Origin of the sequence: Cohaesibacter gelatinilyticus, from assembly GCF_900215605.1 — a bacterium.
GTDB lineage: Bacteria > Pseudomonadota > Alphaproteobacteria > Rhizobiales > Cohaesibacteraceae > Cohaesibacter > Cohaesibacter gelatinilyticus.
In genome coordinates this window covers 331,091-356,161 of the sequence record NZ_OBEL01000001.1, presented here as the reverse complement: position 1 = coordinate 356,161, position 25,071 = coordinate 331,091, and the positions used below count along the sequence as shown (strand labels likewise).

The 25,071-nt window shown below is 48.8% G+C and carries 21 protein-coding genes; 8 read left to right on the top strand and 13 right to left on the bottom strand.

What is annotated here, in order from left to right; all coding sequences use genetic code 11:
- Nucleotides 1-285: 285 nt before the first annotated feature.
- Nucleotides 286-1,005, bottom strand: coding sequence for a TetR/AcrR family transcriptional regulator (locus CRO57_RS01600; RefSeq protein WP_097151655.1), 720 nt, complete (start codon nucleotides 1,003-1,005; stop codon nucleotides 286-288).
- Between the two features lie 427 nt (nucleotides 1,006-1,432).
- On the opposite strand from CRO57_RS01600, the gene CRO57_RS01595 reads away from it, so the two are divergent.
- Both CRO57_RS01595 and CRO57_RS01590 read left to right on the top strand, forming a co-directional pair.
- Nucleotides 1,433-2,893 carry an FAD-binding oxidoreductase gene (locus CRO57_RS01595; RefSeq protein WP_097151654.1) on the top strand — a complete coding sequence of 487 codons (1,461 nt, stop codon included), beginning with the start codon at nucleotides 1,433-1,435 and terminating at the stop codon, nucleotides 2,891-2,893.
- A gap of 53 nt (nucleotides 2,894-2,946) precedes the next feature.
- Entirely contained in the window at nucleotides 2,947-3,399 is a 453-nt protein-coding gene (locus tag CRO57_RS01590) for a GNAT family acetyltransferase (protein ID WP_097151653.1), read from the top strand.
- Nucleotides 3,400-3,444: 45 nt separating this feature from the next.
- On the opposite strand, the gene CRO57_RS01585 is transcribed toward CRO57_RS01590, so the two are convergent.
- The 8 genes from CRO57_RS01585 to CRO57_RS01550 form a co-directional block, all read right to left on the bottom strand.
- Complete coding sequence (locus tag CRO57_RS01585; protein ID WP_097151652.1) at nucleotides 3,445-3,705, bottom strand: hypothetical protein; 261 nt, start codon at nucleotides 3,703-3,705, stop codon at nucleotides 3,445-3,447.
- Between the two features lie 65 nt (nucleotides 3,706-3,770).
- Complete coding sequence (locus CRO57_RS01580; RefSeq protein ID WP_097151651.1) at nucleotides 3,771-5,753, bottom strand: AsmA family protein; 1,983 nt, start codon at nucleotides 5,751-5,753, stop codon at nucleotides 3,771-3,773.
- Nucleotides 5,754-5,955: 202 nt separating this feature from the next.
- Nucleotides 5,956-6,315 carry a GFA family protein gene (locus CRO57_RS25435; protein WP_097151650.1) on the bottom strand — a complete coding sequence of 120 codons (360 nt, stop codon included), beginning with the start codon at nucleotides 6,313-6,315 and terminating at the stop codon, nucleotides 5,956-5,958.
- Nucleotides 6,316-6,447: 132 nt separating this feature from the next.
- The gene (locus tag CRO57_RS01570) at nucleotides 6,448-7,089 is read right to left on the bottom strand and encodes a 3-oxoacid CoA-transferase subunit B (protein ID WP_097151649.1); all 642 of its coding nucleotides are present in this window, start codon (nucleotides 7,087-7,089) and stop codon (nucleotides 6,448-6,450) included.
- A gap of 14 nt (nucleotides 7,090-7,103) precedes the next feature.
- Nucleotides 7,104-7,799 (bottom strand): CoA transferase subunit A, encoded by a 696-nt coding sequence (locus CRO57_RS01565; protein WP_097151648.1) that lies wholly within the window; start codon nucleotides 7,797-7,799, stop codon nucleotides 7,104-7,106.
- Between the two features lie 710 nt (nucleotides 7,800-8,509).
- The gene (locus CRO57_RS01560; protein ID WP_244579994.1) at nucleotides 8,510-10,255 is read right to left on the bottom strand and encodes an ABC transporter permease; all 1,746 of its coding nucleotides are present in this window, start codon (nucleotides 10,253-10,255) and stop codon (nucleotides 8,510-8,512) included.
- A 763-nt stretch (nucleotides 10,256-11,018) separates the two neighbouring features.
- Complete coding sequence (locus tag CRO57_RS01555) at nucleotides 11,019-12,056, bottom strand: Fe(3+) ABC transporter substrate-binding protein (RefSeq protein ID WP_097151646.1); 1,038 nt, start codon at nucleotides 12,054-12,056, stop codon at nucleotides 11,019-11,021.
- A gap of 335 nt (nucleotides 12,057-12,391) precedes the next feature.
- Nucleotides 12,392-12,811, bottom strand: a complete 420-nt coding sequence (locus tag CRO57_RS01550) for an Lrp/AsnC family transcriptional regulator (RefSeq protein WP_097151645.1) — start codon at nucleotides 12,809-12,811, stop codon at nucleotides 12,392-12,394.
- A gap of 169 nt (nucleotides 12,812-12,980) precedes the next feature.
- On the opposite strand from CRO57_RS01550, the gene CRO57_RS01545 reads away from it, so the two are divergent.
- The 5 genes from CRO57_RS01545 (at nucleotide 12,981) to CRO57_RS01525 (ending at nucleotide 16,811) form a co-directional block, all read left to right on the top strand.
- Nucleotides 12,981-13,307 (top strand): cupin, encoded by a 327-nt coding sequence (locus CRO57_RS01545; RefSeq protein ID WP_097151644.1) that lies wholly within the window; start codon nucleotides 12,981-12,983, stop codon nucleotides 13,305-13,307.
- Nucleotides 13,308-13,674: 367 nt separating this feature from the next.
- Entirely contained in the window at nucleotides 13,675-14,277 is a 603-nt protein-coding gene (locus CRO57_RS01540) for a YfbR-like 5'-deoxynucleotidase (protein WP_097151643.1), read from the top strand.
- 98 nt (nucleotides 14,278-14,375) lie between these two features.
- Entirely contained in the window at nucleotides 14,376-14,891 is a 516-nt protein-coding gene (locus tag CRO57_RS01535; protein ID WP_097151642.1) for a tyrosine phosphatase family protein, read from the top strand.
- Nucleotides 14,892-15,042: 151 nt separating this feature from the next.
- A complete protein-coding gene (locus CRO57_RS01530; protein ID WP_244579992.1) occupies nucleotides 15,043-16,098 on the top strand; it encodes an NUDIX hydrolase in 1,056 nt (351 codons plus the stop codon).
- An 11-nt stretch (nucleotides 16,099-16,109) separates the two neighbouring features.
- Nucleotides 16,110-16,811: a ribonuclease HII gene (locus tag CRO57_RS01525; protein ID WP_097151640.1), complete on the top strand. Its 702-nt coding sequence runs from the start codon at nucleotides 16,110-16,112 to the stop codon at nucleotides 16,809-16,811.
- 16 nt (nucleotides 16,812-16,827) lie between these two features.
- On the opposite strand, the gene CRO57_RS01520 is transcribed toward CRO57_RS01525, so the two are convergent.
- Both CRO57_RS01520 and CRO57_RS01515 read right to left on the bottom strand, forming a co-directional pair.
- Entirely contained in the window at nucleotides 16,828-18,807 is a 1,980-nt protein-coding gene (locus CRO57_RS01520) for a DUF2207 domain-containing protein (protein WP_097151639.1), read from the bottom strand.
- A 57-nt stretch (nucleotides 18,808-18,864) separates the two neighbouring features.
- The gene (locus tag CRO57_RS01515) at nucleotides 18,865-19,425 is read right to left on the bottom strand and encodes a LemA family protein (RefSeq protein ID WP_097151638.1); all 561 of its coding nucleotides are present in this window, start codon (nucleotides 19,423-19,425) and stop codon (nucleotides 18,865-18,867) included.
- A gap of 270 nt (nucleotides 19,426-19,695) precedes the next feature.
- Here CRO57_RS01515 and CRO57_RS01510 point away from each other — a divergent pair, with 270 nt between their 5' ends.
- Nucleotides 19,696-20,715: a ChaN family lipoprotein gene (locus CRO57_RS01510; protein ID WP_170955904.1), complete on the top strand. Its 1,020-nt coding sequence runs from the start codon at nucleotides 19,696-19,698 to the stop codon at nucleotides 20,713-20,715.
- Between the two features lie 77 nt (nucleotides 20,716-20,792).
- On the opposite strand, the gene CRO57_RS01505 is transcribed toward CRO57_RS01510, so the two are convergent.
- Together CRO57_RS01505 and CRO57_RS25430 are read right to left on the bottom strand one after the other, a co-directional pair.
- The gene (locus tag CRO57_RS01505; RefSeq protein WP_097151636.1) at nucleotides 20,793-21,740 is read right to left on the bottom strand and encodes a glycine--tRNA ligase subunit alpha; all 948 of its coding nucleotides are present in this window, start codon (nucleotides 21,738-21,740) and stop codon (nucleotides 20,793-20,795) included.
- Between the two features lie 1,042 nt (nucleotides 21,741-22,782).
- Nucleotides 22,783-25,065 (bottom strand): methyl-accepting chemotaxis protein, encoded by a 2,283-nt coding sequence (locus CRO57_RS25430; RefSeq protein ID WP_097151635.1) that lies wholly within the window; start codon nucleotides 25,063-25,065, stop codon nucleotides 22,783-22,785.
- Between the last annotated feature and the right edge of the window lie 6 nt (nucleotides 25,066-25,071).

Sequence of the window (25,071 nt, the reverse complement as noted above, 5' to 3'; positions counted from 1 at the left end):
TGGCTAATTGGCGAGACAAGCATGAGCTATGCTCAAACTTTGTTACAATTTCTTAACCGCTCTGTCAGGAAGCAGGAAGAAATCGGCGTTCTCATTGATGATCTGTTGAAAAACCATAGGCTTTCAGCATGTAAAGACGACATCACACTCCTCGAAAACAACCCAAACGGATGTATGCCGCCTTTCATGTGATGAAAAGCAGCAGTCATGTCGTAGCATACAGGCCATGGCAGATCCTCTGCCCAGCGGTTGCCGGACAGAGGATCTGCCATGGTTGAATCACGTTCAGGCGCGGATAGCGGCCAGTGGCTCGTGATGTACTATCTGCGAGGTGCGATTGCCATTCAGGATCGAATCCACCGCGTAGCATAGCTGGGTCGGCAGATCGCTCTGGCGTTCATTGTTTAGCCATTCCTGACCCAAACCAAACAGCAATGAGACCAATATCTCACTCAATAAACCTGGTTTGGTTGACGCTTCCAACTCCCCACTCTCCACGGCTTTCTGGCAGATGCGTTCCAATGTGAAACGTAACTGGCTTGATGCGCATTTTTTATGCTCAACAAGACTATCCTGATCCCGCAGATTACGCGAGAAAATGAGCGCCAGCCAGACACCAGGTTTCTCGCGGAAATCAGAAGCCATTTCACTCATCACATTCCTCGCTAGAGTAATTGGTGAGTTCCATTGCTCAGCCTGCCCTATCAACGCCTTCAAGCGTTCAATCACACGGTTGTTTGCCTCATCGAGAATAGCATCGTGTAATTGTTGCTTGGAGCGAAAATGGCGAAAAATCGCTGGTTGCGATATCCCCACCATATGAGCCAGCTCAGTGGTTGAAAGAGAAAGATGTCCTGCCTCTTCGATGCAGGAAAAAGCAGCATTAATAATTTCTTGGCGCCGATACGCGCTGTTCATACGACGAACAGGTCGTTTCGACTGACTTATACCTGATTCAGGCATCCAGCTGTCCCCTTGCTGTGATGCAATTGTCATTTTTTGCATATTACAAACTATAGAAATTTGTGAAGTCTAGCTATCTTTTTCACCTCGAACTGTCATTTTTGTTACAAATTTGCGTGCAGTCAGCACCAATTTGGCGCCTCTCTTGTTGGTAATTTTGAGATTTTGGGCGCTTGGTACAAAATAGACTTGGAATTCTCTTCTTTGATACAATTGATTCGCATGATGAATCCGCCATTTGATCATCGAAATTGCAACCGGTCACTTTTCGACATGCAGCCAAATTCACTGATGGGACAGCTTGTGATCTGCTTGTGCTTTTTTGTTGCTGAACGAGCAATAATCGTTGATCATCGTTCTGAATGACCGTTTCGGTCCAAACCTCATGCAATCGGTTGCTCACCATTGCACCTAATTCAGCAGATGTCGAAGTTCCTCGAACGGCACTGCCTTAATCAACTTGATTGCCATGCCTTGTTCTTCCCCCTCTTTGTCCAATGAAACCATCAAATCTCACCATGCCTTCTTCGCACAATTAATTGGCTGTGCGTATTGTTTGTCCGAGACTAGGGATATCGAGAAATATTGCCAGGAACCTCGTGACAAGTTTCATGGACGAACCTGGCTGGTTCTGCGTCCTGCCAATACGCAGGAAATTTCGCAGATCATGACCTATGCTTATGACCATGATCTTTCGATTGTACCTCAAGGTGGCAATACAGGTTTGGTTGGCGGACAAATCCCGGATCAAACCGGCGGCCAAATTCTTCTATCTTGTGAGAGGCTTTCCGAAATCCGATCGATTGATCCGAACAGCAATGTAGTCATAGTGGAAGCTGGTGTTGTACTGGAGCAATTGCAAAAAGCAGCAGAAGCGGTACAGCGCTTCTTTCCACTCTCCTTGGGGGCTCAGGGGTCTTGTCAGATTGGCGGCAATCTCTCCACCAATGCCGGAGGCACGGGAGTGCTTGCCTATGGCAACATGCGGGATCTGGCTCTGGGCCTGGAAGTTGTTCTGCCCGATGGGCGCATCTGGAATGGATTGCGAAGCCTTCGTAAAGACAATACCGGCTATGATTTGAAACACCTCTTTATCGGAGCGGAAGGGACGCTTGGAATTATCACTGCAGCTTCATTGAAGCTCTACCCCGCCCCTGTCAGTCAGCAGGTTGCCTTTGCCGGAGTTGATAGTCCCCATCACGCCCTTGATCTTTTCAACCTTGCCCAAAGCCATGCTGGTTCCATTCTGACTGGTTTTGAGCTTATTCCGCGGCTCGGAATGGAATTCGTTTTCAAGCATCTTGATGGAGCACGCGATCCGCTGTCAAATCCCCATGCTTGGTATTGCCTGCTGGAACTCTCTGCCAACAGCCCTGCCCTCGATAGTGGCGCTTTGATCGAAGCGATTTTGACAGAAGCTTTCGAGATCGGGCTTGTAGAAGACGCCGCCCTCGCCCAGAATCACCAACAAGGTCAGGATTTCTGGCGATTGCGACATGGCATGAGTGAAGTGCAAAAAGGCGAAGGAGGCTCAATCAAGCATGATATCTCTGTGCCGGTTTCCCAAATTCCCGCCTTTCTGGAGCGGGCAATACCGGCCTGTATTGATGCGATTCCCGGATGCCGTCCCGTCCCTTTTGGGCATATGGGAGACGGCAATTTGCACTTTAACATTACTCAGCCGGTAAACGCTGACAAGGCCAAATTCCTTGCGCACTGGGAAGAGATCAACGAGATGGTCCACGCGATTGTCAGCGAGATGGGCGGTTCCATTTCTGCCGAACACGGAATTGGCACATTGAAACGCGATCTGTTGCCGGGAGTAAAAGATCCGATCGAGCTGCAGCTGATGCGCCAAATAAAGGATCTTTTGGATCCGAAAGGACTTATGAACCCCAACAAGGTCTTGTCCTCCGATCGCCTGGTTTGAGCCTTCCCAGATCAACTGCTTTTTCTTTTCAGATCTTTCACGAGGTTTCCACGATGCCAGATCCAAAGCTCCAATTTGATGAGATACAAGATAGTGACGTAACAGAAGTAATCAATCTCTGGAACATTTGTGGCTTGGTGCGTCCATGGAATGATCCTCATAACGACATTGCCTTTTGCCGTCAAAAACCCAACTCCACAATTCTGATTGGCCGAGCAAAAGAACATGGTGCCATTCTGGCATCAGTCATGCTTGGCCATGACGGACATCGTGGATGGGTCTATTATCTGGCGGTTGATCCAAACTGTCAGGGCAAGGGCCTGGGCGCAAGTGTCATGAAAGCTGCCGAAAACTGGATGTTGGATCAAGGGGTGTGGAAACTACAGCTGATGATCCGGCGCGGCAACGAAGGAGTAACCCGGTTTTACAACAGCTTGGGATACCAGGAAAGCAATTGCATGATCATGGAACGCTGGATTGACCCTTCCAAAAGAGGCGATAGCTAGGTCCAGGATCTATCAATTCTGCACATCCTGTTTGCCGTGACGTATTCACTTTGTTTTGGGCCCAAAAGCCACCAGAATTAACCAGACAGGTATGATGACGATTGCACCGACCATAATATTCGGGATGGACCAGACAATCAGCCAATTCAAAGCCAGTTCCAGATTGTCCGTAATCTGATCAATCAATGCCTTGGAACTTGGGAAAATGGTATCTGTTGTGATTCCGAGAGCTGCAAGCACAGCCCCGGTGATCAAAGATGTGAGCAGGATTTTGCCAATACTTGCCCCAAAGCGTGCAATCCACATGGTGCCCTCTATATTCTGTTGCCTATATTCCTGTTGACCCTTGGCAAAGGTACAATTCAATTCGTTCAATTCGGACTGGGAGGTGAATTATCCTGTTGCTCAACTCTTGGCTCATTCACTGCGGGCATCCTGGCGCCTTTTTGTGCAGGATTGCTATCCACACCTTCTAGCGGCACTGGAGAAATGACACTATCCGGTACACCAGGAACGGTTATGGTTTCTGATGTGCCGGATGGCTGAGTTCTCACAACATTTCGCTGCAAACTTGGCTGAAGCAATGGTCCTTGCAGAGTGAAGCCAAATTGCTCTTGCGGTGGTTCCAATGCATGGGTTGCGGGATCATTGCTGCGATAGCGCACAAGCGTTCCCGAAAAATCCAGATCACCGTCTTTCAATCCCATGGACGCAGTTCCGGACAATGCCAGATTTCCAGCTGTTAATCGCAAGCCATCGATGCTCGCCTTGTGATTGCCCAACGTCGAGGAAATGGAGAGAACATCAAAATTGGTCCCTCCTTCATAAAGAGCATCTGGCTCGCTCTGATCATCAAGCTTGAGTGCATCCATCATACCGGCGAGATTAAAATGATTGATCTGACCATCAGTGAACACCATCGACAATGAACCACTTGCATTGGCAGCTGTTTCTCGCAGGGTCTTGCCTTCACCAGCAAGATCCAGTTCAGCAAGAGCGGTGCCAGTAATCGGCGGTTCCTTGTTGAGCGCCTTCAAAAAAGCACCGGCCAATACGCCACTGACCTTACCGCGCAGATGGCTCTTCAGGCATACAGGATCCGTATCTGAAGGCTTCATTTCCAAGGTTGCTTCCAATCTGCCACCATAAGCGAATGCCTCTCCCACAGACAATACCAGTTGCTGATTACGTGTTACGATTGAAGCCGCTGTTCTTCCAAGTTCAATGTCTTTCAGAATGAGGTGTTGAGCGGAAAGACGGACATCAACGTCCATGTGTCCCAGATCCTGTGGTCTGATCGGTTGATCCAACAAGGTTGGAGCACCCTCAACCTGCTCCAAATAAGGGCTCAGATCCAACCTGTCATAGGCAAGTGTTCCTTGAATCAAAGCACGTGGTCCACGAAAATCCAGTTGCAGCGCCCCCTCCAACTGGTTGTCGTCCAAGGTCAACGCAATATCGGACAAAGCCATGGAAGCACCAATCATGTTAGACCGTGCATTCAGCTCCATGGCACCGAAATTTGCACCTGGTTTTATCGAAAAACCCAACCATTCCATCAGATAGCGCATGGACTGCGCTTTGAAAGCCAAATCCCCTTCCAGTTGCAAATCTGACACAGTGGCAGCCGTACCTTCCAGCTTGATCTCGAATTGCTTGGATCTAGCCTCCAACTGCATCGGAGAGAGACCTCCAGTGATCAGCTCCATAGGTTTTTCGGATTTTGCTCGAATGGAAACGGGTTCTCCACGCCAAACCATATCACCAGAGATTTCTGCAGAGCGTTCTGTGCTAGGCCAAATGACGGACAGGTTAGTATTGGTGATTTTTTCATCGCGCTGCAAAGCTTCGTTGATATAGCGAACCTGTCCATTTTGAATGGTGAAGCGGCCAAGATCTACATTCTCGAATGTTGCCAGATTGTCGCTCTCATTCACCGCAAACAGGCTACCATTTTCCAATCCCCAAGACTTTCTGCCGTCTTTTCGCACCTCAAGGTGAAAGCGTGGCCGCACGAGATTGAACCGCCGAACTTCAAAATTTCCGATCAACAATGGCAGCCAATACATCTCTGCCTTCAGATGATCCATTGCCAGGAGATCGGGCTCATCCTTGCCCAGATTGGAGACAATCCTAACATCTTTTAGCTTGACGGTCAGATAGGGAAAAACTGTCACGACAGGTTCACCTCGAACGGACACAGGTAACCCTGCCCATTCAGAAACCTGTTCCGAAATCTGCTGTTTGACCAACTTGCTGTTGATCAAATAGGAGCTGGCCATCGCCAAGCCGATCAAAAGGACCAGCAATGTGACAAAGCTCCAAAGCAATCGATTCCTGGAGGTTGCAGACATATATTGTTTTTCCGTTTGGTCGTTCTCATCTTGCCTGACTGGCAATACAAGGCCTTGAAATCGGCCAACTGGAGCGAACGCACCATGTTTGAAGACTATCTATATTCCTGTTTCATAGTAACCAGCCGAGCTTTGCTTGTACAAAAAAAAGTGCTTTTTGCCGATGGTTAACAACAGGCCTGAGCTGACGATCAAATAACATTCAATCCTTAAAACAGAAGCTGTCACGACCATCAAACTGGCGAACTTGAATTCCTTGCAGGCTTTCTTCATTGCACAGATTTGCGTTCACTGCCATCGGGGCATTTTTTGACGGATCCTTGTTTTGCCAATGCGTAGTGCAACCGCACGTCCTGCAGCTATGAAAAATGATTTTCCTGTCCCCCCATTCATAAGGCAAGGTTCCATTTTTTGGAGCTGATATTGTAACATTTTCAGTTGGCCCATGAGCCCAGATGGCGCCCAGTCGATGACAAATAGAACAATTGCAATCCACCAACCATTTGGGTTGATGATCGAATGTGAAAGAGACCGCTTTGCAATGACAATGACCTTTCAACATGAAACTCACCTTATCTGAATTAATACCAACGAGGAGTAAGAAATAAGATCATGCAAGCATTTGCTCGACGAGAAAACCCGCCAAGGCCTGCCTTGGCGGGTTTTCCAATTTCGTCACCTTGATCAGATGCTATCAGGCTGCCAAATCAATCGTCAAATCAGCATCGGTTTTCGCCTGAACTTCCTCGACAGTTACATCCGGTGCCAGCTCAATCAGCGCAAGACCGTTGTCACGAACTTCCATCACGCCCAGATCCGTGATGATGAGGTCGACAACCCCCTGACCAGTCAGTGGCAATGTGCACTCTTTCAGCACTTTGGTTTCACCTTTCTTGTTGGTGTGATCCATCACCACAACAATACGCTTTACGCCGGAAACCAGATCCATTGCGCCGCCCATGCCTTTAACCAGCTTACCCGGGATCATCCAGTTTGCCAGATCACCGTTCTGTGCCACTTCCATGGCTCCAAGAACGGACAAATCGATATGACCACCGCGGATCATGGCAAAGGAAGCAGAAGAAGAAAAATAGGAAGAGCGGTTCAATTCGGTGATTGTTTGCTTGCCAGCATTGATCAGATCCGCATCAATTTCGTCTTCAGTTGGGAATGGGCCCATACCCATCATGCCATTTTCCGACTGCAACGTGATATCATAATCGGAAGGAACATAGTTGGAAACCAGGGTCGGGATGCCTATACCAAGGTTTACATAGAAGCCATCTTCGAGCTCTTTTGCAGCTCTTTCAGCCATCTGTTCGCGTGTCCATGCCATAGTCGAAATCTCCTTTAGCCGGCGCGCACAGTGCGCTGTTCGATGCGTTTTTCATGCTCGCCCTGGATCATGCGCTGAACATAGACCTCAGGAGTGTGGATCGCCATTTTATCAAGGCTGCCCACTGGCACGATTTCTTCCACTTCCGCCAGAGTTACCTTACCAGCGGTGGCGCATTCCGGATTGAAGTTCATGGCTGTCTTGCGATAGGTCAGATTGCCTTTCTCATCGCCCTTCCATGCCTTGACGATGGCAAGGTCGGTTTTGATACCCCGTTCCAGAATATAGGTCTCACCGTCAAAGTCCTTGTGCTCCTTGCCTTCGGCAATGATGGTACCCACACCAGTTTTGGTATAAAAACCAGGGATACCAGCACCTCCAGCGCGCAAACGCTCGGCCAGGGTTCCTTGCGGATTGAACTCCAGTTCCAATTCACCAGACAGATACTGACGCATGAATTCAGCATTTTCGCCAACGTAAGAAGATACCATCTTCTTGATCTGGCGGGTTTGCAGCAACAGGCCCATACCAAAATCATCAACACCGCAATTGTTGGATACAACGGTGATGTCTTTCACACCTGTCTCACGCAAAGCGATGATCAGGTTTTCCGGAATGCCGCAAAGGCCAAAGCCACCTACGGCAATGGTCATGCCGTCGAATACAAGCCCCTCCAGCGCTTCGACGGCGCTGGCATAAACTTTTTTCATTCTGCTCTCCCACACTAGAGCAGCTGCAAAAACAAGAGCGCTCTATTGCCAATTCAGTCTATTTTGCTTCGAACAGGGTAAACCGTTCCAGAAGCCGCGACAGCTTCGCAACTGCGATATGATTTTACAAGCCCCCCTCGCTTATAAATTCATGAATATGGCCAAAGCTGGCCGATTCATTGCGTATTAGTTCGCAAACTGACCATATTGCAGCGCGCAAGATGTGGATGGTATCGGTTATTACCTAGCAATCATCTTTGCCTGATGTTCAATCATCAAATAGCAAACGACAAGCAGATTCATGCTGTTACATGTGCTCATAAGGATCGCATTTCATGCTCCACAAAGAACCAATAACGTAACAACCTCGTATTACCTCCCTGACTGCTAATAGAAGCAAGAAAACAAATCCAGAAATTCTGCCGAACCATAATAGACTCATACGTGCAATACATGCATCTTAACCGAAATAAGTGCATTTTCTTCAAATGGGTTGTCACCTGTGCTATAATCAAAAACTACTTTGGAATTTAAATATTCTTTTGGACGTTTGGTCACACCCAATATCCTTAACAGGTCGAATATAATGACTTCGTCCTACTTCAGTTGCTTGCAGTTTTTCTAATTTGACGGCCTTAAGCGGCCAGTAATAAGGCCGCACTTTCCGCCCCCTTGCCCGACTTCTGTCGGGCTTTTTTTTGATAATATGATCAGGTTTGCTGGATATAGGAACGACCTGAGGTGCGGGAAAGCAGAATGACCGGAACAATCCCAACCGCAACAATTGCCAGTGCTGCTAGCGAGCCTTTCTCAAATGCTTCAAGAGATGCCTGCCCATATACCAATGTAGCCAATGTGTCGAAATTGAAAGGACGCAACAGGATGGTGGCGGGCAGCTCTTTCATAACATCAACGAAAACCAGAAGAGCACCGGAAACCAAGGCCGGGCGGATCAAGGGCAAATCAATTGAAACCAGGGTTTGAAAAGGGGTTCGCCCAAGAGTTCTGGCTGCAGCTTCCATATTGGTTGAAATGCGCTGTAAGCCTGTTTCTCCTGCACCATAGGACATCGCCATGAACCGCACACAATAGGCATAGAGCATAGCAATACCGGAACTGAGTAGAATAAGCCCGACGGCAATACCAAACCAGTTTTTCAACGAAGACGCGATCCAATTATCAAGCGTCGCCACCGGGATCAGAATTCCGACTGCCAAAACAGTCCCTGGAACAGCGTAACCAATGGAACTCAGGCGCGTAATGGCAGTCACGTAACCCTTGTCCTGAATGCGCGCCAAATAGGCCAAAGCTGTTCCAATGGAGGCTGTAAGCAAAGCTGCTGCCAAGGCAAGACCAAGACTGTTGAGGCAGGCTTGAATAAATTCTGTACTGAGATTGTCTTCCCAATGATAGAAAGAGGAGCGCAATAATACCATGGTTGGTAGAACAAAACCCAACAAAATAGGCAAACTGCAAGTCACAATCGCAGCCCAGGACCGCCAACCACGCAACCAATAACTGGGCAGCGCCTGATAACGTCTTGTGGTGACGTGATAGCGTTGATTGCGACGCCCATGCCTCTCCAACCACAACAACAACAACACAACAACCAACATGACGCTCGATATTTGGGCTGCACCCGCCAGAGATGATCGATTAAGCCACGTATCATAGACACTGAATGTCAGAGTTTTGACACCGAAAAACTCGACGGCCCCGATATCATTTAGGCATTCCATTATGGCCAATGTAGCGCCAACCACAATTGCCGGGCGCGCCAACGGCAGCGCGACTGTGAAGAAAAGACGTATGGGACCGGCACCCAATGTGCGAGATACATCCAACGAGCAAGCGGATTGCAACATGAAGGTCGCACGAGTGGTGAGATAGACGTAAGGATAGAGCACAAGGCTCATCACGACGATCGCTCCCCCCAAACTTCGAATTTCCGGAAACCAATAATCTCTTGCAGATGTAAAACCAAATAGCCAACGGATCAAACTTTGAGCCGGCCCTGTGTAGTCCAACAACTCAACCGATGTATAGGCCACGATATAAGTAGGAATCGCCAACGGAACCAATAAGGCCCACTGAAAGAATTGCCTTCCCGGGAAACGGCACATTGTGACCAGCCAAGCCGTTGAAACACCGATCAATACTGTCAGACACCCCACCCCCAGCATCATCTGAGCAGTCGTGAGAACAGCCCTTGGCAAAACGGTACGCACCAGATGGGGCCAGACATCACCCGCATCCCCCAATGCCAAAATGAGCAATGAAACGATTGGAGCCAAAACGAAAAAGAGTAGAAGGACAAGCAATAGCCATCCGATCCACGTGCGTAGATCTGCCCTGACGATACGCACCCGGACCCGGTTAACGAGACCAAAGGATTGAGACTTTTCCTGCAAAATACTGGTTTGATCTTGCTTCACATTTGCAGCGAGGTCGTGCACGCAACTCTTCCGTTTCATCGATAGGGTAAAACACTACCCTTCTATTCATCGCCCCAGCTTTGCTGGTCTGTTGTTTCTCTGGCTGTAAACCTGACTTTGATACACAAAATATCGACAAACAGCAAGATTGCATCTTATTCGCATTTGCATCTGGTGCTTTGACCTTGAACAAAAGACCCCTGCGATCGATAAAATCACTCCCGATTGATGTGCATTGCATCAGCTTTTGAAACATTACTTGTTGGGGATAGCTTGCAACTTTTCTAAATTCGAGTTGTTGTTGGCCTTCAATTTGGCATGTTCGGCCTATCAGGGACTTGCCATAAACTGTTTTTGGTTATAAATGGAAAAAGGTGCCACGTTAAACGTGACACCTTTCCATAAAGACGGAGGACCAGTCTGTCTTTATTGCCTGTGCCCGCTTGATGCAAAGTAAGACCTGACGTGAGGACCAGTCGCCGTGAGATCTTGCCCCTTTGCAGCGGGACTTGCGGGAAGTGCGCTCAGATTTTGGATGCAAGAGGACCAATTCTGCATCGAGACAATCTGAAACGCGGCATTGGACTTACCTTGATGAGCGACATGTGACTTTCTGCAGGACCAAGCAAAAGGTCATGTCTGTGCCGGATTAGGGCTGGGCAAGGTGTCCAATTCGGATAATTCGTTTCACTCTCCTGAAATTATATCGAGAAGCTTCTTTCGAATTTATTCTTGTCTAAGAAGCCCGACCAGAGCCGGGCTCATCAGCAACTACTGAATTTGATCAGTTGGCACCAGCGTCAAAGTCGACGATATCTACCAGCTCAGATGCTTTTTTACGAGCGTCTGCCACCTTGTTGAGAGAAAGGCTATCCGCTTTGAAGGACCCCCAACTCTGCACCAGCTTTGAAGCTTCAACACCATCGAGAACCGGATATTCGTGGTTTGCCTCGGCATAGATTTTCTGCGCTTCGCCTGATGACAGGAATTCCATCAATTTAACAGCATTGTCTTTATTCGGCGCATACTTCGCCAACAGCATGCCGGAGATATTGACATGAGTGCCACGATCATTGGTGTTCGGGAAGAGGATGCGGACAGATTTCGCCCAATCCTGTTGCTCTGGCTCTTTGGTATTGGTCTGCATTTTACCCATATAATAGGTATTACCCAATGACAAATCACATTCGCCGGAATAGATCGCCTTAACTTGAGCGCGATCATTGCCGGTTGGTTTGCGCGCAAGATTGGCCTTCACACCTTCCAGCCACTTCTTGGCTTCTTCCTCGCCTTTATGAGCGACCATGGAAGCGAAAAGTGCGATGGAATAAACATGCTGACCAGAACGGGTACAGATCTTACCCTTCCACTTTGGATCGGCCAGTTCTTCATAAGTGATACTGTTCTGCTCCACACGATCATTGGATGCATAGATCACTCGAGCACGGGTTGTCAGACCGAACCATTCGCCGTCTTTGTCGCGATACTGAGATGGAATGTTTTTTTCCAGAATGTCAGATTTAAGAGGCTGAGCAATACCAGCCATTTTCGCGCCGTGAAGACGGCCAATATCTACGGTCATCAGGATATCAGCGGGGGAGTTTTCGCCTTCTGCCTCAATGCGTGCTTCAAGGCCTTTCTTTGCGAAAATAACGTTGGTTTTAACACCGGTTTTTTCAGTAAAGGCTTTGAGAAGCGGCTCAATCAAAAATGGCTGACGGTAGGAATATACATTCACTTCACCTTCGGCCATTGCCGGGGCTGCAATTGCGGACGACATTGCAAGCGCCGCAAAAGTAGCGACAGTAGACTTCTTCATCATTCTCTCCAATCAACGGGGTTCAAGGCCCCACCATCGGGCATTTTGCCAAACAAACTGACCGGGCCTGTCCCGTTGAAACTCTCTTGTTTGCGCATTCAAAATGCTGCGAATGGTTCGCATTGTCAACGAAGAGAAACTAAAAAATCAGTAAGTTAGCTCATATCCTGACTTTCACAGTTTAGAATTCCTCAAAGTATCTTCCCTAAACAACTCATATTTATCCACTTTCATTTTTGTAGCACATGGCAAAATACAGATCGTTTTTTGTTGAAAAAAACCTTCATATTTATTTTCTGATCAAAATTACCCGATATCGACGATATTTTCTCAGATAGTTAACGCACAAAATGCGTTTTCAAAATTGAGATGATACCAACATCGCGGACCGCCGGGTGGGAAAGAATTGTCTCACGCAGGCAATGCAAGGCGTCTTCCTTGAGTGTCACCGCCTCCAAGACAATATCGATATCTCCTGCAAGAGACTGCATGCGAATGATTTCTGGCATCCCCCTAAACCATGGCTGTAGTGTTTCGCAGGACGGCTCAGAAGTTTTGACCATAAGAAGCGAATGTTTGGCATGAGGGTGAGGGCTGGCTCGGATGGTGAAGGCTTCGATCGCCCCTGATTGCTTAAGTTTGGTCAGGCGTTCCGTTGTCGCAGTACGTGACAAACCAATATTGACGGACAAAGTCTTGATGCTGGCACGACTATTCTCTGCCAATAATGCCAGTAATTTTTCATCTATCTGATCCATGGCCCGTCCCTATCGACTTTTAGTTCAGAATTGCAATGCAGCCTTCCGGAATCCGATCAAACTGCATAATCACTGCGGAAACCGTCGGAATGACACTGGCATTACTGCACTATCGGGTCTTTGCTTGGTGAAAAGCAACCGGTTTTACCAAGCCATAAAGGAGAGCAGCATGCGTTATTATCGTGCCAATGAATTTTCAGCTGACAAAGCATGGGGAGCGCTGGACATAACCAATATTGAAGGAGCCAGCGTACGACTACACTGGAGTGACGAACCGTATATCTGGCATGAGAATGACGGCGAAGAGATATTCGTTGTTCTGGACGGTATTGTGAACATGAGAACTCGCACAATAGATGCCAGTGGCAGCTTTCAGATCCAAGAACGCATCATGGAGATCGGGGACATATGTCATGCCGAGGACGGAGATCAGCATGTCGCACATCCACAAGGTGTTGCTCGGATGTTGGTTATCGAGAAGATTGGTAGTGTCTAATCGCAGAAAACAAGACAAAGCCAAAATGAAACAGGCTATAAGAGCGGCATTCTGCCGCTCTTATAGCCTGTTTCAAAAGAGTAAGGAGTGCCAGATATTGTAGCACTCCTTTATTCAATCGGTCCCCACTCAATTGAAACTCTCAGGTCCATCTATTGGACCATGAGGCACAAATTACCGGTATTTGGTAAAATTAACAAGAGAAAATACCTCTTTCGTTTATAGTCATCCTCAACTGACGTGCTGTTTTCTATGGGTTTTCCCTTAGTTCCTCCTCTTCTGATCAAAGAGAGGAAAAAAAATCTTGCCCCATACCAATTTGTCGCTAGGCTCGCTCTTGTTTCGAATATGACAATGGTGCCTTTGAATGTCTTCTAGTTCTGTGCCTCGCGCCTGGCAACGTATGTTGTCCGGTCGCCGTCTGGATCTGCTTGATCCTTCTCCCTTTGATATAGAAATTGAAGATATCGCTCATGGATTGGCCCGCGTAGCCAGATGGAATGGGCAAACCATAGGTGATCACCCTTTTTCAGTTGCTCAGCATAGTTTGATCGTCGAACAAATTCTCGAAATCCAGAACGAAAGATGCCCACCTGTCGAGAGCTTGATGGCCCTTCTTCATGATGCTCCTGAATATGTGATTGGCGATATGATCTCGCCTTTCAAAGCGGCGATTGGCCTGGATTACAAGAAAGTCGAAGATGGATTGGAAGCTGCTATCCATTTGCGGTTTGGTCTTCCATCCAAACCATCGGAACATTTGAAGAAACAGATCAAAAAGGCAGATAAAATCTCGGCTTATTTTGAAGCAATTCATCTTGCCGGATTTGACATGGCCGAAGCTGCCGAGTTGTTTGGCCGCCCCAATGGTATTACACCAGATCATCTGGATTTTACTCCATGGGGTACCCAACAAGCCGAAACTGCGTTTTTGAAGCGGTTTTCTCAATTGGTTGCGCAGATCAAGTGATACCCAGGTCGTCAGGCCTATCCGATTGAATCCGGATAATCTATATTGATGATTTGTCGTCCTCTTTCTCGTGCTTTTCAATTCTCAGGATGTTTTAGATGCTTTATGTCTGCTCTCTTGCCAAAATGCCGGGTCTTGTCGAGGAAGTCGGTGCCCGTCATCTGGTCAGTGTGATCAATAGTGACATGGCGGTTCAACGCCCTGCCTGCATCCGTGAGGAGAATCATCTGTTTCTCGGCATGAATGATATAGTGGTGTCCATGCCCGGGTTTGAGCGTGGAAGTCAGCAACAAGTCAGCAAGCTGATCTCGTTCTTCCGCAACTGGGATCGCGAGCATCCGCTGGTACTGCATTGCTGGGCTGGTGTCAGCCGTTCCACCGCCTCTGCCTATATCGCCTCTTGTGCCTTGAATCCAACCATGGATGAAGACAGAATTGCGCAAGATTTGAGAGCTGCGTCACCATCCGCCACCCCAAATCAATGGCTTGTGGCGCTCGCTGACGATATGCTCAATCGTGACGGTCGAATGGTCGCTGCAATTGAACGCATCGGTCGCGGTGCCAATTGCTATGAAGGTGATGTATTTGCAATGCCCCATATCGGTCCTGCTTGAACTGCTTCTTCCGACTGACCTTCAACCGTTCAAAATCGGCATTCATTTTTCTCAAAGTCGTTTTGTCATGTTGGTTTCTTTTTAAACCAATTGCGGCACATCATCCCTTATGGTTTGATTATCCAAGATTTTCCAGATCAAGGTGATATGTGTGTCTGATTCGACGCCTCGCTCTTCTCGTTCCATTGCAATCGGCCTGAACGCCGCCATCATAGCCGTTCACGACCTCATGCCAGTCATTCTGGAAATCAATCTTTCCGTGTCCAAAGACCAGGCAGACAAAACCGCTGATGGCCAGTCCATTCTCGGAGCTCTACCTTATGGTCCTTTCGATCCAGGTCGCCACCGAACACTGGAAGCTGGCCTTCGAGCATGGGTAGAGCAACAAACGGCGTTGAAACTCGGCTATATGGAACAGCTCTATTCCTTTGGTGATCGCGGACGCGCTTTTGATGCCGAACAAGAAGGCCCTCATGAAGTCTCCATTGGATATCTTGCCCTTACTCATCGTACTGACGGGCCGCAATCCAGTGACTCCAACGAAGCGCTGGCAGCCCTAGGCGCACAATGGCGTAGCTGGTACGATTATTTCCCATGGGAAGACTGGCGCAATGGACGCCCCGCCCTGCTCGACAAAACCATCCTGCCAGCACTGCTGGATTGGTTGAAAAGTGCTGGACCAGAAGATGCACATCGATCGCTTAGCCGCGAAGAGAGAATGCATCTTTTCTTCGGTATGGAAGGCACGCCTTGGGACGAGGAACGGGTATTGGAACGCTACGAGCTTCTGTATGAAGCTGGTCTGGTTGCAGAATTCTATTCCGATCGTGGGGCAAACCATCAACCAGAGAATTCGGTATTGTTGGGCCGCGCCATGCAAATGGATCACCGGCGCATTCTTGCGACTGCAATTTCCAGGTTGCGCGGCAAGATCAAATATCGCCCCATTGTCTTCGAATTGATGGCAGAGACTTTTACGCTCACCCAATTGCAGGCCAGTGTCGAAGCCATTTCCGGTCGCCATTTGCACAAACAGAATTTCCGTCGGCTTGTGGAACAAGGGCAGTTGGTGGAACCAACGGGCATGCATTCCACGGCTACCGGTGGGCGACCTGCTGCTCTGTTCCATTTTCGCAGAGATGTCCTTGCCGAACGCCCGGCACCAGGCCTCAAGCTTGGTGGCCGTGGAAACGGATCTTCACGATAAAGCTTCAATTGATGACAAAATCCGAACAGCCCAAACATTCAAAAAAATCCAAGTCCAAAGCACGACAGAGCGATTTGTTTTTCCCAAATCAGGATGGCCCGGACGCCTCTCTTGAGGATCATGGATTTCGATTAAGTGGCGGTCCGGTTGCCGGGATTGACGAGGTTGGACGCGGACCATTGGCAGGGCCAGTGGTTGTTGCAGCTGTTATATTGGATCGTCAGAACATTCCTGTTGGATTGAATGACTCCAAAAAGCTAAGTGAGAAAAAGCGCGATGCTCTTTTTGAAGAGATTTGTCTTTCAGCACATGTCGCCATAGCCTCTGCATCAGCTGCACAAATTGATCAGATGAATATTCGTGCAGCCACTTTATGGTCCATGAGCCGCGCTCTTCGCGGCCTTGCCGTTCAGCCAAGTTATGGTTTGTTCGACGGACGTGATATTCCCTCCGACAGCCCTGTACGTGGGGAAGCCGTCGTCAAAGGAGATAGTCGCTCTGTATCCATTGCAGCCGCCTCAATCGTTGCCAAGGTGGCACGCGACCGGATGATGAAACGGCTCGGGTTGCTCTATCCCGGTTACGGGTTCGAAAAACATATGGGCTACGGCACCAAGGCTCATTTGGAGGCCTTGGATACGCTTGGCCCATGTCCGTATCACCGCTTCAGCTTTCGCCCGATCTATGAGCGCAGTGATACGTCTTCAAATTGAAGGTAAGGAGGGTGGTTTACCAGCCGCCGCCGCCACCGCCGCCGCCGCCGCCGCCGCTGGACCCACCACCGCTCGAACCCGAACTGGAAGATGCAGGCGGAGTTAGGCTTTCGCTCAGATCACTGGATAATGCGGAGTTCATATTATCAATGTCTGAGCTTGAGAAGTGCCCATCACTATAATCCCCGTCATACCAATCTGGGTCATAATGCTGTTCCGGAGGCAATTGACTGAATACCAAAGTCTCAAAGTTCTGTGTCCATTCCTTATCCACGCCAAGCGCAATGGCATAAGGTAACAGCTCTTCATAGAGATCAGGGGTCAGCTCAGGCATATCCATCGCATCAACCTTCTCGGCAATCACCACAGTCATGAAGAGTTTCAAGCCGTTGAGCTGATCGATGATCTTCTGCCCATCTTCCGTTGGAGCTTTCATTACATCAAAGGCAAATGGCACAAGCAATGCCATGCCAGCAAAGACACCAAAAACCAGAAAATTGGCCAGGCTTGATGGAGTTAGTCCACCCTCCTCGGCTACAATCATGAAAACGAGACCGGCAAAGATTGCCACAAATGCCATCACAATTATCGCGGCCAACTTGCTGGAACGCCATAGCGCCCAACATCCATATATAACGCCCCCGGCAATAACACCCGCAATAGCAAGACCGATACCAATAGCGTTATAGGGATTGAAGGCGATGGTTGAGCCAATGAAACCAATCAGGGCAATAATGATGAGAATGATGGTAGGAACTGCGGTTCCATAATTGCGATTGAAGTATTTTTGGTTGGTTATGGTTTCAATGTCGCGCGTAAATGCACCCATGGCACCAGACATGACCGAATAGCTGAGATTGGAAAAAATCAGTTGGTCGCGCCCCTCTTTCTTTCTTGGACTTGCACTACTGACATCATCATAAAACAGACTGCTCATCAGGCTGGTTTCACCAACCGGCAATCGACGCAATTCACCTGAATAGATTTTATCCAGACTGTGTACCTTCAGTTTCGAGCCTGTTTTATCCAACCGCAAAAAGCCTTTGATCGACAGGCTCACCAAGCTGGCCATGAAAGCCTTCTGGCGGGATCCAACAAAACTGCCTACTCCATGAATGTAGGAGGCAAGTGCTGGGGAGATATCTTTCGGAGGATGGAAACGCGGTATGATGGTTCCCGCTCGCGGATCCTTGCCCCATTTGCGCCAAGTGCGATAGAACCAAGCGAAGTTGCCCAATGCCAGCAAGGCCAAACCGTAGAGAGGGCTGTCCTTGACCAGTGCCTTCATCCGCAACTCTTCCTTGGTCGGCGGGGCAATGAGTCCTTTTTCCCAACCAACAGCAACAGTCATACCTTCACCGATCTTGAGCGGGCGGTTTGCACGATAATTTATATAGGTATCGCTTTGTTCGGTAACGGAACCATCCTGCGCCTCACTGCCGTCGGTACCGGTATAGACCACCGATTGCAATATTTTGCCACCTTGCGGGATGGTGACGGAAACATTGGCTTTACGAATGGGGAAATTCCATCCCGTGCCAATCGCATTCCAGTAGATTTCATCGACATCATCGAAAAAGGCAACAAAATCATCGACATTATAGGAGATTCGATAGGTGTGCGGCTCGTGAGACAGGTAACGATCCTTGTCCCCGATCTTCATGCGAAGATAGCGGCCGGTATAACTCGTCTGAAACGGCTCGGATCTGCCATTTCTCTGGATACTGATATTGCTGACATCCAGATTAAGTGGAGAGCCATCCTCCAATACATATTTGACAGTCAGATCACGAAAAATACCACGCCTTATCTCCTGACCTTTCACATCCACCTTGATAGTCTCGACAACATCAATCGAGCGATCAAGATTGACCGTCACATCAACTTTGTAATCTAGAATTTCCTCTCTCGCCCAAGCGGACGAGGTCAGGAAAACAGCGGCCAGCGCGATCCAGGCAATCGCCAGAATTCGCGCAGGGCAAGACACACTCGGCATAGAAGCCTCCGGAAAAATTAAATGTAATCTATTGGTCGCTTAAAAGATTGGTTTGGTTCAAAATTTGACTTCAGGGGTGGCGCGGTCTGCTTCATTGTTCAGCTCAAAATAGCTGCGTTTCACAAACTGGAACATATTTGCCACGATATTGGATGGGAAGCTTTCCACCAGAATATTCTGACTGCGGACGGTGCCATTGTAATAGCGTCGAGCCATCTGAATATCGTCCTCAATGGAAGACAGCTCTTCCTGCAAGTTCAGGAAAGTCTCGTTTGCCTTCAGATCAGGATAGTTTTCTGCAACGGCCATAAGCGAGATCAGGGCTTTGGAAAGATCACCTTCGGCCTGGGCACGCTCTGCTGCTCCCCCCGTTGCAGCACCAGCCGCACGAGCGCGCATTTCCGTTACTTTTTCCAGGGTTTCCTGTTCATGGCTGGCATAACCCTTGACCGTTTCCACCAAATTGGGGATCAGATTGGAGCGGCGTTTAAGCTGAACATCGATACCCGACCACCCTTCATCGGCCATTTGTCTTCCTTTGACCAGCTTGTTGTAAATCGAAATTGCATAGACAGCCAAGGCAATCAGGATACCCAGCAGGGCCCAGGAAACATCCATCTTTTCTCTCCCAAAATTGGGCGCGGATAGTGCAGCCCGATAGTCTGTAACAAAATGTCAGCTTGCCGTTTTGTGCCTCTTGATGCAACCTTCAATCAAGATGAGCTACTGATACCTGTTTGAAAGTGCCTAAGTACATTTTGGATCTTTCGGTGCCGTTCAATGCCCAGACCGAGCAACTCTTCAGGCAAGGACACGCAGTAGCCCGCCCAATTATGGCCTTATAGGGGCATGAAGATATCTGAACCCTGTCGATTGATTGAGGATTTTATGCCGATTTCCAGATTTGCGCCTATTGCCTGCCTGTTGGGGCTTTTTCTTGCAAACGATCCTGCTGTCAACATGTCGGCTTTTGCTGGCGAACGGTCCGAACCGAAGGAGAGTGCTTTGCTGTTATCCGATCACCCTCTTGTTGATACGATCTGGAACACCAGCACATCAGCCAGTATCACAAAAAAAGCTCTAACCGAGCAACTTCATGAAAACGACTATGTTCTTCTGGGTGAAAAGCATGACAACGTACGCCATCACAGTGTTCAAGCAGAACTGAGTGCTTCAGTGATGGCCCACAGCTCCAAACCAGCAGCTCTGGTATTCGAAATGCTGGAACCAGCACATCAGGATATTCTTGATCAGGCTGATAGCTTCAGCCTCGCCGAGTTGGGTAAAAAGGTCGAGTGGGAAAAGCGTGGCTGGCCGAGTTGGGCAAGTTATCAGCCAATTTTCGAAAGTGGATTGAAGGCAGGCTCCCCTATTTTTGCCGGAAACCCCGATCGTGCGACAATCATGGATGTGGGGCGTGGCGGCAAGCTGCCAGAAAGCGACCTTGTCGATCTACGTTGGGATCAGGATTATGGTGACGGTCAGCGTGAAAGCCTTCTGACCGAACTGGTCGACTCGCATTGTGGCATGATGGGGCGCGAGAGCATGGGACCTCTGGTTACCCTGCAACGATTGAAAGATGCCTATATGGGCCGAGCCATTCGCAGAGCAGGAAACGAGCGCCCTGTGGTTCTGATTGCTGGCAATGGCCATGTGCGCAAGGACCGTGGTGTCCCTTTCTTCCTGGATGGTGACAAGAAGACCGTTTCTGTTGCGATTATTGAAGTTGCGCGAGATCAGCTGGAAGCGTCCAGCTACTCGGCATTTGATCCAAAACTCTATGACTATGTCTGGTTTACACCAAGGGTCGATGAGATTGATCCATGCGATAAGTTTCGCGAGCAGTTGGAACGCATGAAGCAGAAAATGAAAACCAAATCCGGCACAAAGGATCACGGCAAAAGCTGATTACGCTGATCGCATCATAGAAAAAGCCCGCGTCACTCATCATGGCGCGGGCTTTTTAAATCCATTGGCTGACTTGCTTAGCCCTCAAAACCAACGCCACCAGCCTCAGTCAGCAGGAAGGCTTCACCACAGGCTTTGGCCAGCTCACGGACGCGCAGAATATAGCTCTGGCGCTCAGTCACGGAAATCACACCGCGCGCATCCAGCAAGTTGAAGACGTGAGACGCCTTGATGCATTGGTCATAGGCTGGCAGCACGCAATGATGCAGACCTGCTTCGCTTCCCGCAGCTTTGCCCTGTTCCAGAATGGATTTGCATTCCTCTTCGGCATCTTTGAAATGGGAGAAAAGCATTTCGGTGTTGGCATATTCAAAGTTATGGCGAGAATATTCCTGTTCAGCCTGCAGGAAAACGTCCCCATAGGAAATGCGATCAGCACCATCACGGCCATTATAGTTCAGATCATAGACATTATCGACGCCCTGAACATACATGGCCAGACGTTCCAGACCATAAGTCAACTCACCAGCAACCGGAGAGCATTCAATGCCAGCCACCTGTTGGAAATAGGTAAATTGGGAGACTTCCATGCCGTCACACCAACACTCCCAACCAAGACCCCACGCACCAAGGGTCGGGCTTTCCCAGTCATCTTCAACAAAACGGATATCATGAATGGAGCTGTCGATACCGATGGCCTTCAACGAGCCGAGATACAGATCCTGCAGATCTTTCGGGCTTGGCTTCAACAGCACCTGAAACTGATAATAATGCTGCAGCCGGTTCGGGTTTTCACCATAGCGACCATCAGTTGGACGGCGGGAAGGCTGAACATAGGCGGCGTGCCATGGACGAGGTCCCAATGCTCGCAAGGTCGTCGCCGGATGGAAGGTACCCGCACCAACTTCCATGTCATACGGCTGGAGAATTGCACAACCATAATCAGCCCAATAGCGTTGCAGAGCCAAAATCATGCCCTGAAAAGAACGTTCGGGCTGCATGTGGGGGGCAAGCGTATCAGTCATGCGAATGCGTCTCGTCTTGAATGTCTCTGTGGTCGGCTTCCTCGCCGATTGGCAGGCAATCCCGCCATTTTCTAGCGCGGACCCTAGTCCAAACTGCCGGGGATTGAAATATCTTTTTTGAAACTTTCAAGGGTCTGTCTGATCCATCACCTGGTATTCAGAGATGGCGGAGCTTATTTTTAATATTCGAATATTTTGGCAGATGAATTATAGATGAATAACAATCTCAGGATGTATTCAGATTATCTGTTCTAAAAGAATATCAGGCAGAACAGGAGATGCGGCAAGCACACTCTCTGCTTGACGTTCAGTTATCTTCTTCGAGGCCATTGGAGAAGATAGATCTGAAACACTCCCACGCGTGGCGTGGATCAAGGCTAACTTTCAATCCGTCTTTGTGAAGATGGGGCAAAGAACAACCAATTCGCTCTGACCCATACCCCTGCTTGGGCAGAACTGGATCTGCACTATGCGCTGGCAATATAGTGCATTCTTGTAGAGTTGCTGTTCTCCTATTCTTCCAAAGACGGATCTTTTTTATCCCATTTGTCATTCGAGTGTGGTCGATCCAGACGGACGCAATCAACAAAAGACGGCTGAGCTATTCATTCAGAGCCACATGATGTCTCCCCACGAACAATCAAATCCCACGCTGCAAGCAAATCTTCGGCATCTGCTCTCTTCGGATCAAAGAAGCAACCATTTCAGATAAAATTAAATAATTATATCAATAAGATAATAGAATTATCGATCAGATTTCGTCACCATGATAGCCATGAAAAGTTCGTGATATATCTCGATCAGTTCATCAATGCATACAATTATTCAATACCATTGCCTCACCGAAAAGCCCTTATTGGGGCCAATGAATATGCCGCCAAATCAGCTTTGAGACTGATGGCGGCATAGAGCCAAATAGAATGCTCGGCATCTCGCAAGAATGGTTTCGAAGCTCACATACAATACAATGCGGACCTTCTCTTCCGGTGATACTTCTTGCGAGCCTTCCGATTGAATGCCTACGTTCTGGATTTTTAGGGCCTTAGGCTGCTTCTGCCGGATTGCTCTTTTCATTGATGTAGGCAAGACCAGCGAGATCTTCATTGGCCCAGGCAACGCGCGCTTTGATGCGGTCACCATTTTCCCTGATGAGTTCAAGCGTTGCACCCGGTTTGATGCCGGGAACAATCGAGATTGCTGCACCGTTCGGGCTGTGATTGGCTATCATTGTCTCATGAGAAACACCATTCATCACGACGGATGCCGGTTCATTGGCAACGCGGCGAAGGCTTTTGCGACGCTCCACGACATCTTTTGCAACATCGGCAAGGAATTGCTCGACTGAAGTTGACAGATTTTCGCCAACTTCCCGCAATTCGCTTGAGACACCAAGAACGCCATCTGCCTCCTGACTGGTCTGATCGATAACGGCAGTTACGCCATTCACGTTCTCGGATGCGGTCGTACTGCCATTGGAAGCCAGAGTGATACTGCTGGAAATTTCCCTGGTTGCAGAATCCTGCTGTTCTGCGGCACTGGCAATTGCCGCTGTCAGCTGATTGATTTCGGTGACAGAGTCGGTAATCGTATTGATGGCAGATACAGTGTTGCGAGTGGACGCCTGTACTTCACTGATCTGCGACCCGATTTCCTCGGTTGCCTGAGCTGTTTGCCTGGAAAGCTCTTTCACCTCAGCTGCAACAACGGCGAAACCTTTCCCAGCATCTCCGGCACGAGCTGCCTCAATTGTCGCATTGAGTGCCAGAAGATTTGTCTGTTCGGCAATGGCACGAATGATCTCTACAACCTCTCCAATCTTGTCAGCTGTCTCGGAAAGTGCCGATACGTCATCATTTGTGGACTTTGCGATTGTCTCGAGATTGGAAACAACGTTATAGGCATTGTTGGACTGGCTGCTGATTTCCTGAATGGAAGAAGATAACTCTTCCACAGCCGCTGCAACTGTCTGAACATTTTCAGACGCATTGCTTGATGCCTGCAAAGCAGATCTTGCATCGGAAGATGCCTGCCCCGCCATTTGGGAAAGGTTGTCAGCTGATGAACGCATTTTGTCCGTTCCCAACCCCATGGATTCAAGAACTGCGGAAATGGAGTCTCGAAAGTCACTGATCAGTTTATCGAGCTGATTTTGTCTAAGGGCTTCTTTCTGTCTTTCCAGAGCTGCATCTTTTTCCAATTCGGCACGTGCAATGGCATTGTCTCTGAAAATGGCGACAGCTCTTGTCATATCACCGATTTCATCTGCCCTGTCCGCATCAGGTAACGCAATCTGTGTGTTGCCGTCGGACAATTCACGCATGGCTGTTGTAATTCTGTTGATGGATCCGGCGATCATTCTGCCGATGAGCCATGCCAATACAATACCCAGAACGATGCCGGCTATGCTGGTTGCCGCAGTCAGGAAGATGCTGTTCTCGATATCTGCAGATGTTGACCGTGCCAATTTCTTCTCGTCGGCTACCGCACTTGCCTTGACTGATGCTGCATGGGTCAGAATACTTTCGCCTCTCACCACCAGAGTTTCATCACGAATTGTATTTCGCTCGGCAATCAACTCTCCAATGCGTGTAGTCGCATTCTGATAGGCTGAAAGTTGTGTGACAACTTCTTTCAGCAATTTTTTGCGGCGGGGATTCTGTATTGAGCGATCCAGCTGTGATGCGTTGGCCTTGGCCTGATTGAGTTCATCAATGGCCCTCTCGATATTTTTATGGCCATTGGTCAGTAGAAATTTCGTAACGAAGAGCCGTCCCAACAACACCTTTTCCTGCATGGCACCAGCCGCGTAGGCAGCTTCATAGTCACCATCCCGGGCTGCAGTTGTTCCGATTTCGGTCAATTTCTTACGGACTTCCGGACCAATGACATCAAGTTGAGCATTGACGATTTTATCACGCTCTTCATACAGCACCACAATTTTGTCTACACCACCCGCAAAATCCGTGATCTGGCTGGCCATCTCGGCTACTCGCGCGGCTCGTTCCGGTTTTTTAATTTCATCAACAGCAATCGTGACCCCTTCGCGAACCTGTCTGATGAACTCCCGGGAGGCCGTGAGATCATCATTGGAGCGTGATCCGATATATTTGCGTGTGTTCAACAAGGCCTTTGACATATCGGCATTGATTTCCGACGCGAGCAAGGCGTCTTCTGCCATATCCTCAAAGACATGGAAGGAGTCATTGAAAGAAAACATCGACAGGATGGCCCAGACGCTTGCTATTGCTGCAATCGTGATAACAGCGCCAAAACCGCCGAACAACCGGCCTTTGATGCCTAACGTTGGGAGAGGTGATTTAGCCATGTTACT